The organism is Streptosporangiales bacterium (assembly GCA_009379955.1).
In the GTDB taxonomy this organism is placed as follows: Bacteria; Actinomycetota; Actinomycetes; order Streptosporangiales; family WHST01; genus WHST01.
In genome coordinates, this window is the sequence record WHST01000190.1 from 1 (window position 1) to 7737 (window position 7737).

7 protein-coding genes are annotated in these 7737 nt (G+C 72.3%); 5 read left to right on the forward strand and 2 right to left on the reverse strand.

Annotation, left to right across the window (positions count from 1 at the left end; all coding sequences use genetic code 11):
• Positions 1-144 precede the first annotated feature (144 nt).
• Positions 145-1563: an FdrA family protein gene (locus GEV10_31145; protein ID MQA82859.1), complete on the reverse strand. Its 1419-nt coding sequence runs from the start codon at positions 1561-1563 to the stop codon at positions 145-147.
• Positions 1564-1678: 115 nt separating this feature from the next.
• Here GEV10_31145 and GEV10_31150 point away from each other — a divergent pair, with 115 nt between their 5' ends.
• The 5 genes from GEV10_31150 to GEV10_31170 all read left to right on the forward strand — a co-directional run bounded on the left by GEV10_31150 (position 1679) and on the right by GEV10_31170 (position 7601).
• On the forward strand, positions 1679-3103 hold the full coding sequence (locus GEV10_31150) for a nitrate reductase (protein ID MQA82860.1): 1425 nt from the start codon (positions 1679-1681) through the stop codon (positions 3101-3103).
• Entirely contained in the window at positions 3100-3966 is an 867-nt protein-coding gene (locus GEV10_31155) for a xanthine dehydrogenase family protein subunit M (protein MQA82861.1), read from the forward strand. The genes GEV10_31150 and GEV10_31155 overlap by 4 nt, the downstream gene beginning before the upstream one ends.
• Positions 3967-4037: 71 nt before the next feature.
• Positions 4038-4454, forward strand: coding sequence for a 2Fe-2S iron-sulfur cluster binding domain-containing protein (locus tag GEV10_31160; protein MQA82862.1), 417 nt, complete (start codon positions 4038-4040; stop codon positions 4452-4454).
• Positions 4455-4509: 55 nt separating this feature from the next.
• A complete protein-coding gene (locus tag GEV10_31165) occupies positions 4510-6966 on the forward strand; it encodes a molybdopterin-dependent oxidoreductase (GenBank protein MQA82863.1) in 2457 nt (818 codons plus the stop codon).
• Positions 6963-7601, forward strand: a complete 639-nt coding sequence (locus GEV10_31170) for a carbon monoxide dehydrogenase (protein MQA82864.1) — start codon at positions 6963-6965, stop codon at positions 7599-7601. Before GEV10_31165 ends, GEV10_31170 begins: the two co-directional genes overlap by 4 nt.
• A 25-nt stretch (positions 7602-7626) precedes the next feature.
• Here GEV10_31170 and GEV10_31175 read toward each other — a convergent pair.
• Positions 7627-7737, reverse strand: a 111-nt coding sequence (locus GEV10_31175) for an IS982 family transposase (protein ID MQA82865.1), incomplete at its 5' end; no start/stop codon positions are given.

A 7737-nucleotide genomic window follows, 5' to 3' on the forward strand; every position in this document is an offset into this window, starting at 1 on the left:
CCTTCACGGTGGCCGGGCGCGGTGGGGGTGCCCTTCACGGTGGCCGGGCGCGGTGGGGGTGCCCTTCACGGTGGCCGGGCGCGGTGGGGGTGCCCTTCACGGTGGCCGGGCACGGTGAGGGTGCCCCTCACGGGGCGGGTGATCTCAGGTGAGCAGGCTGATCGCGTGGCGCGTCGCGGCGGCGTTGGAGAGGTGGACGTGGGCGCCGGCGGCGGCCAGCGCCGCGGCCTGGTCGTCGCGGACCTGCGGGTCGCCGTTGCTGCCGGTCAGGGAGACGACGACGTTCGCCCGCGCCGCGGCGACCGCCGGGGCCAGGTCGGCGGCCGGGTCGGGGTGGCTGCCGTGGCCGAGGACGACGTCGAGAAGGACGGTGCCGACGTCCGGGTCGGCGGCGTCGTGCACGAAGCGTTCGGTGCGCAGCGTCGGGTCGATCATCGGGTGGGCGCGGCCGCGGGTGTACGCGTCGTCGCCGAAGTCGGTCATCGTGAACCGGTCGGCAGGCAGCGCCGCGCCCGCGATGGTCGCGGCCTCGGTGCACAGCGTGCCGCCGCAGAACAGGCCGCGCAGCGCCCGGCCGGGGGTCGCGGCGAGCGGCGTGGGCGGCCGCCACTGCGGCCAGTCGGGAGCAGGGATCTCGAACGCCCGCAGCACGTCCTCGGCGACGGCCGTGAGGTCACGCTCGCCGGGTCCGACCGGTGCCCACAGCACGGACTGGCGGCGGTCGCGGGCCTCCTGGCGCAGACGCGCGACAAGGTCGGGGTCGGGCGGCTTGCTGACGACGACCGTGAGCCGGGTGTCGTAGTCGCCGGCCAGCGCATCGAGCGCCTGCCGCGTCGACCGGCCGCCGACCTCCGCGGACAGGTCGCGGCCGCCGACGCCGATGACGTGCCGCACGCCGAGCCCGGCGGCGTCGAGCAGGCACATCAGGTGCTGCGCGCCCGTGCCCGACGCCGCCACGATCGACACCGGGCCGACCTCGACGACGTTCGCGAAGCCGAGCCCCGCGGCGTCGATCTGCGCCGTGCCGCAGTCGGGGCCCATCACGAGTACGCCGCGCCGCGCGGCCTCCTCCTTGAGCGCGACCTCCTGCCACACCGGCACGTTGTCGCTGAACACCATGACGCTCGACCCCGCCCGGACGGCGTCCATCGCCTCGGCGAACGCGTACTCGCCGGGGACGGACACCAGGGCCAGCCGCGCCGGTGTACGGGTGAGCAGTCCACCGACGGTGCGCGGGGCAGGTGCCGCACCGCCGTCGCCGCCCGCCTCCGGAGCCTGCGCCCTCAGCACCTCGTCGAGCCGGTCCGCGGCGAGCGAGAGGACGGACTCCGCGCGTTGACCGGGCAGGTCGGCCACCCGCATCGCCACCACCAGGTCTCCCGCTCCGGTGCCCGCGGGCACGTCGAAGCCGCGCTCGGCCAGCAGCCCGAGGTTGAGCGGGGTGCCCATCGCCACCTGCGCCTCGGCGATCCCGGGCACCTTCGCGAGCACGAGGCTCGCCGACATGAGTGAGACCGAGTCGTGATACTCCCCGCGCCGCACGTCGACGTACGTCTCGCCCATCCGGCACCTCCTGTCGACGCCGCGTCCCCACCGGCCCGGGGTCCTTGCCGAAAGACGCGCGTGGGTGAATCCTGCCATCCTGCGTACGGAGCGGGTGCGGGCGAGGAGGGCTGACATGGCGTTGTGGAAGCTGCACGGCGACGGCAAGTCACTCGACGTCGGCGAGGTGGTCGCCCCGAACGAGCGGCTGTCGTGGGGCCGGACGGTCGGGCTGGGTGCGCAGCACGTCGTCGCGATGTTCGGTGCGACGTTCGTGTTCCCCATCGTCATGGGCCTCAACCCGCAGCTCGCCGTCATGATGAGCGGCATCGCGACGATCATCTTCCTGCTCATCGTCAAGGGCAAGGTGCCGAGCTACCTCGGGACGTCCGCGGCGTTCGTCGGTGGTGTCGCGGCCATCCGTGCCCAGGGCGGCACCAGCCCGCAGGTCACCGGCGCGATCCTCGTCGCCGGTGTGCTGCTCGCGATCATCGGCGTGGTCATCCACTTCCTCGGCGCGCGGGTGATCTACAAGGTCCTGCCACCCGTCGTCACCGGCGCCGTCGTCATGCTGATCGGCTTCAACCTCGCGCCGGTGGTGGCCGACGTCTACTGGCCGCAGGACCAGTGGATCGCCCTGCTCGTCATGGTCGCCGTCGTCGCGATGAGCCTGGGTCTGCGCGGGTTCCTCGGTCGCATCGCGGTCTTCCTCGGCCTCGTCTTCGGGTACGCCCTGTCGTGGCTGTTCGACCGCGGCTTCGGCCAGATCACGTCGTTCGACGCGGTCGCCGGCAAGGTCACCACGCACTGGCGGGTGAACTGGGACGGCGTCCTGGCCGCCGACTGGATCGGTCTGCCGGCGACCACGGGCACACCCGGTCCTGACGGGCAGCCGCTCGTCGGCCTGCACCTGCCCGACTTCAGGTGGACGTTCGTCCTGCTCGTCATCCCCGCGGTCATCGCGCTGATCGCGGAGAACGCCGGCCACGTCAAGGCGGTCGCCGAGATCACGAAGACCGACCTCGACCCGATGATGGGACGCGCGATCGCCGCGGACGGCCTCGGCACCGTGCTGGCGTCGGCGGTGGGCGGTTCACCGACCACGACGTACGCGGAGAACATCGGCGTCATGGCGGCGACCCGCGTGTACTCGACGGCGGCGTACTACGTCGCGGCGATCGTCGCCATCCTGTTCGGCTTCTCACCCAAGTTCGGCGCGGTGATCTCGGCGACGCCGGGTGGCGTGCTCGGCGGCATCACCGTCGTGCTGTACGGCATGATCGGCCTGCTCGGCGCGAAGATCTGGCACGAGAACAGGGTCGACTTCGGCAACCCGGTCAACCTCGTACCCGTCGCGGCCGGCATCATCATCGCGATCGGCGACACGGCGCTGCAGTTCAGCAAGTCGTTCACGCTGTCGGGCATCGCGCTCGGCACGATCGTCGTGATCGTCCTCTACCACTTCGGCCGGCTCATCGCTCCTCGCCACCTCGTCGAGGCGAGCGACCGTGGACCCGACGCCGGCGACCGGACCGAGGGCAAGGCGCCGGCCGACGGATGAAGCCACCCCCCTTCACGTACCACCGGCCCACCGACGTCGCGCAGGCCGTCGCGACACTCGGCGAGGTCGGGGCACGCGGCAAGGTGCTCGCCGGCGGGCAGAGTCTCGTCCCGCTGATGTCCATGCGTCTCGCCGAGCCCGCGCACCTTGTCGACATCGGCCGGCTGCCCGGACTCGACACCGTCGAGGTGACCTCACGCCAGGTACGCGTCGGGGCGCTCGTGCGGCACGCCGACCTGGAGCGGCACGAGGAGGCGCACGCGGCAAACCCGGTGCTGCGGCAGGCGTTGCGCCATGTCGCGCACCCGACCATCCGCAACCGCGGCACGTCGGTCGGCAGCCTCTGCCATGCCGACGCCGCCGCGGAGATGCCTGCCGTGCTCGCCCTGCTCGGCGGTCACGTCGTCGCCGTGTCGACCGCCGGCGAGCGAGAGGTACCGGTCGATGAGCTGTACGTCGGGCCGCTCGAGACGTCGCTGCGTCCCGACGAGGTCGTGACCGCCGCCGCCTTCCCCGTCCCCGAGGGGTGTGTCGGCACGTCGGTCGTCGAGGTCGCCAGGCGGCAGGGCGACTACGCCGTCTGCGGCGTCGTCGCGCTCGTCCGGCTCGCCGAGGACGGCAGCCTCGACGAGGCACGTGCCGCGTACGTGTCGGTCGCCGACGTGCCGCCCGTGCTCGACCTGACCGAGGCGGTGCGCGGCATCTCGCCGGACGGTGACTGGGCGCCGGCCGGCGAGGCGGCGAAGGAGCGGCTGGAGTGCGACGGCGACATCCACGTCTCCGCGCAGTACCGTCACCACCTCGTCGGCGTGCTGACCGAGCGCGCGCTGCGCGAGGCCGCGACACGGGCGGAGGCAGGGTGACCACCGAGCAGCGGCTGCCGATCACGTTGCGGGTCAACGGCGTCCGCCACGACCGCGACGTGCCGGTCCGCATGCTGCTGTCCGACGTCCTGCGACACGAGCTCGGGCTGACCGGCACGCACGTGGGGTGCGAGCACGGCGTATGCGGAGCGTGCACGGTGTTGCTCGACGGGCGTCCGGTGCGCTCGTGCCTCGTCTTCGGCGTCAGCGTCGACGGGCAGGACGTGACGACCGTCGAGGGCCTGACGGAGCCCGACGGCTCGATGCACCCGGTGCAGCAGGCGTTCCAGGACTGCCACGGTCTGCAGTGCGGCTTCTGCACGCCGGGGTTCCTCACGACGATCGCGGCGTACCTCGAGGAGAACCCGGAGCCCACCGAAGACGAGGCGCGCGAGGCGATCAGCGGCAACCTGTGTCGCTGCACCGGCTACCAGAACATCGTCGCCTCGGTCCTCCGCGCGGCGGAGCTGCAGCGGGGTGAGCCTTGACGGTATATCCCGGCGTCCTCCGCCGTTCCGCTCCTCGCTGGGTCGGTGGCCGGTCATGCAGGTCGCTCCGGTCCGCTGCGATGCTCGCTTTGGAGGTCGCCTCTTGACGACCAAGCTCTTCGGCGAAGGCGTCCCCCGAGTCGAGGACCCGCGGCTGCTGACCGGGGGTGGACGCTACCTCGACGACCTCGGCCACGACGCGCTCGCCGCAGCGTTCGTCCGCAGCCCGCACGCGCACGCCCGCATCGCCGACATCGACGTCGAGGACGCGCTCGACGTCGACGGCGTGGTCGCGGTCTACACCTACGACGACCTGGCGGAGGACACGGGCACACGGGTCGCGCAGCCGCTGCCCGTCCTCATCCCGCACCCGGCGCTGCACGCGCCGCGCACGCCGTATCCGCTGGCGAAGGACGAGGTCAACCACGTCGGCGAGGCGGTCGTGATGGTGGTCGCGCGCGACCGCTACCTCGCCGAGGACGCGTGCGCCCGCATCCGTGTCTCGTACGAGCCGCTGCCGCCGGTCGTCGGCCTCGACAACGCGCGCACCGCCGACCGTCTCGTGCACGCGGACGTCGACGACAACGTCGCGGGTCACCTGCTGCAGGAGAACGGCGACGTCGACGCGGCACTCGCCGACGCACCGCACGTGCTCGACCTGTCGCTGGAGATCGAGCGCAGCGCATCCATGCCGCTCGAGGGCAAGGGCGTGTACGCGCGCTGGGACGTCACCGAGCAGTCGCTGCGCATCTACACGTCCACGCAGGCGTCGACGTCGGTACGCGCGGCGGTCGCGGCGAAGCTCTGCCTGCCGCTCTCCCAGGTCCACTGCGTCGCGCCCGACGTCGGGGGCGGTTTCGGCGTGAAGATCGTGCACCCGTGGCCGGAGGAGGTGCTCGTCCCGTGGGCCGCGCGCAAGCTCGGCGAGCTCGGCTACCGCGCTGAGGTGAAGTGGGCCGAGGACCGCCGCGAGCACTTCGTGTCCAGCGCGCACGAGCGCGGGCAGCTGCAGGACATCCAGGTCGGCTTCGACGACGACGGCCGCATCCTCGCGCTCGACGTGCGGGTGTGGCACGACAACGGCGCCTACACGCCGTACGGCCTCATCGTCCCGATCGTCACCTCGACGCAGCTGCTCGGTCCGTACAAGCCTGGCGCATACCGCTGCGAGTTCTGGTCGATGTACACCAACACCGTGATCGTCACGCCGTACCGTGGCGCGGGCAGGCCGCAGGGCGTCTTCGCGATGGAACGCACGATGGACGCCATCGCCGCCGAGCTCGGCCTCGACCGCACCGAGGTGCGGGCGCGCAACTTCATCACGCCGGACGAGATGCCGTACGACCACGGCCTGGTGTTCCAGGACGGCCGCCCGCTGATCTACGACTCCGGCGACTACCCCGCGAGCCTGGCCATGCTGAAGGACCTGGTCGGCTGGGACGACTTCGAGGCCTACCGCGAACGAGCGCGCGCCGAGGGACGCCGGGTGGGCATCGGGCTCGCCTGCTACGTCGAGGGCACCGGCGTCGGCCCGTACGAGGGCGGCCACGTGCAGGTGGAGACGTCGGGCAAGGTCAAGGTCGCGACCGGCCTCACGACGCAGGGCCAGGGTCATTTCACGTCGTTCGCGCAGATCGCCGCCGACGAGCTCGGCGTGCCGCTCGCCGACGTCGAGGTCGTCACCGGCGACACCCGCAGGTTCGCGTACGCGGTCGGCACGTTCGCCTCGCGGGCTGCGGTGATGAGCGGCTCGGCGATCGCGCTCGCGGCACGCAAGGTACGCGACAAGGCGTTGCGCATCGCCGGCGACGCGCTGGAGGTCGACCCGGGTGACCTCGAGATCGTCGACGGCGTCGTGCGGGTGAAGGGCGATCCGGAGTCGGGGCTGCCGCTCGGCAGTGTCGCCGTGCTGTCGAACCCGCTGCGCTACGCGTTCGACGAGAACGCCGCGGCCGCCACGCAGTTCGCGTCCACCGACGTGTCGAAGCCGCCGGTCGCCGTGGGTGACGCACCCGGCCTGGAGGGCACCGACTTCTACTCGCCCGAGCGGTCGACGTTCGCGTCCGGCATGCACGCCGTCGTCGTCGAGACCGATCCCGACACCGCCGAGATCCGCATCCTGCGCTACTGCGTCGTGCACGACTGCGGACGGCTGATCAACCCGCGCATCGTGCGGGGGCAGATCCACGGCGGCGTGGCGCAGGGCGTGGGAGGGGCGCTGTACGAGCGCATGGTCTACGACGAGCACGGCCAGCTGCTCAACGCGTCGTTCATGGACTTCCTGATGCCGTACGCGTCCGAGGTGCCGCGCGAGATCGAGATCGACCACCTCGAGACGCCGTCGCCGCTGAACCCGCTGGGCATCAAGGGCGCGGGTGAGGCCGGCGTGATCCCGTCGGCCGCGGTGTTCGCGGCGGCGATCGAGGACGCCGAGGGCATCCGCATCACGCGCATGCCGATCAGCCCGAGCGAGCTGTTCGCCCTCCGGGCGGGCCGAGAGGGGACCTCATGAAGGTGACTGGGAACGCCGTCGTACGGGCCGAGCCCGACCGCGTCTACGCCGCCCTCAACGACCCCGCGGTGCTCGTTCGCACGATCCCGGGCTGCGAGTCGCTGGAGGCACTCGGCGACGACCGGTACCGCGTCTCCGTCAATGCCGGCGTCGCGTCGATCAGGGGCACCTACGACGGCGAGGTGACGCTGTCGGAGCAGAGCCCGCCCGCGTCGTTCGTGCTGCGCGCACAGGGCAGCGGCGCGCCGGGCACCGTCGACGCGAACGTCCGCGTCACGCTGGAGTCCGACGGCGACGGTGGCACGCGCGTCGCGTACGACGCCGACGCGGTCGTCGGCGGCATGGTCGGCGGCGTCGGCCAGCGCATGCTGACGAGCGTGTCGCGGCGCATGGCGGGCGAGTTCTTCGGCAACGTCGAGCGCGACCTGTCGGGCACGGCGGTGGCGACGCTCGCCACGGACGAGTCGCGGGTCCCCTCAGGCACCGCACCTGGCATCGTCTTCCGCGCGCCGGAGCGGGCGCGTTCCGGCGCGTCGCCGGTGACGCTCCTCGCGGCGGCGGCCGCGGGCGCCGCCCTCGCGCTCGTCGGTGTCGGCGTCGGCTGGCGGCTCGCCCGCAGGTCCGCGGACCGCTAGATGAATGATTCCGTGAAGCTGCTGGTCAGTGGTCGTAGGCGGTGAGTGATCGTTTGCTGGTGACGCCGGTGGTCCAGTTGTGCCAGATCCCGGCGGCCATGGCCAGCAGGCGTTGGGCGACTCGGGTGAATACCCC

Coding starts and splice junctions, on each gene's coding strand:
- GEV10_31145 (MQA82859.1), bottom strand. CDS start 1,563: ATGGGCGAGACGTACGTCGACGTGCGGCGCGGGGAGTATCACGACTCG.
- GEV10_31155 (MQA82861.1), top strand. CDS start 3,100: ATGAAGCCACCCCCCTTCACGTACCACCGGCCCACCGACGTCGCGCAG.
- GEV10_31170 (MQA82864.1), top strand. CDS start 6,963: ATGAAGGTGACTGGGAACGCCGTCGTACGGGCCGAGCCCGACCGCGTC.
- GEV10_31160 (MQA82862.1), top strand. CDS start 4,038: ATGCTGCTGTCCGACGTCCTGCGACACGAGCTCGGGCTGACCGGCACG.
- GEV10_31150 (MQA82860.1), top strand. CDS start 1,679: ATGGCGTTGTGGAAGCTGCACGGCGACGGCAAGTCACTCGACGTCGGC.
- GEV10_31165 (MQA82863.1), top strand. CDS start 4,510: ATGCAGGTCGCTCCGGTCCGCTGCGATGCTCGCTTTGGAGGTCGCCTC.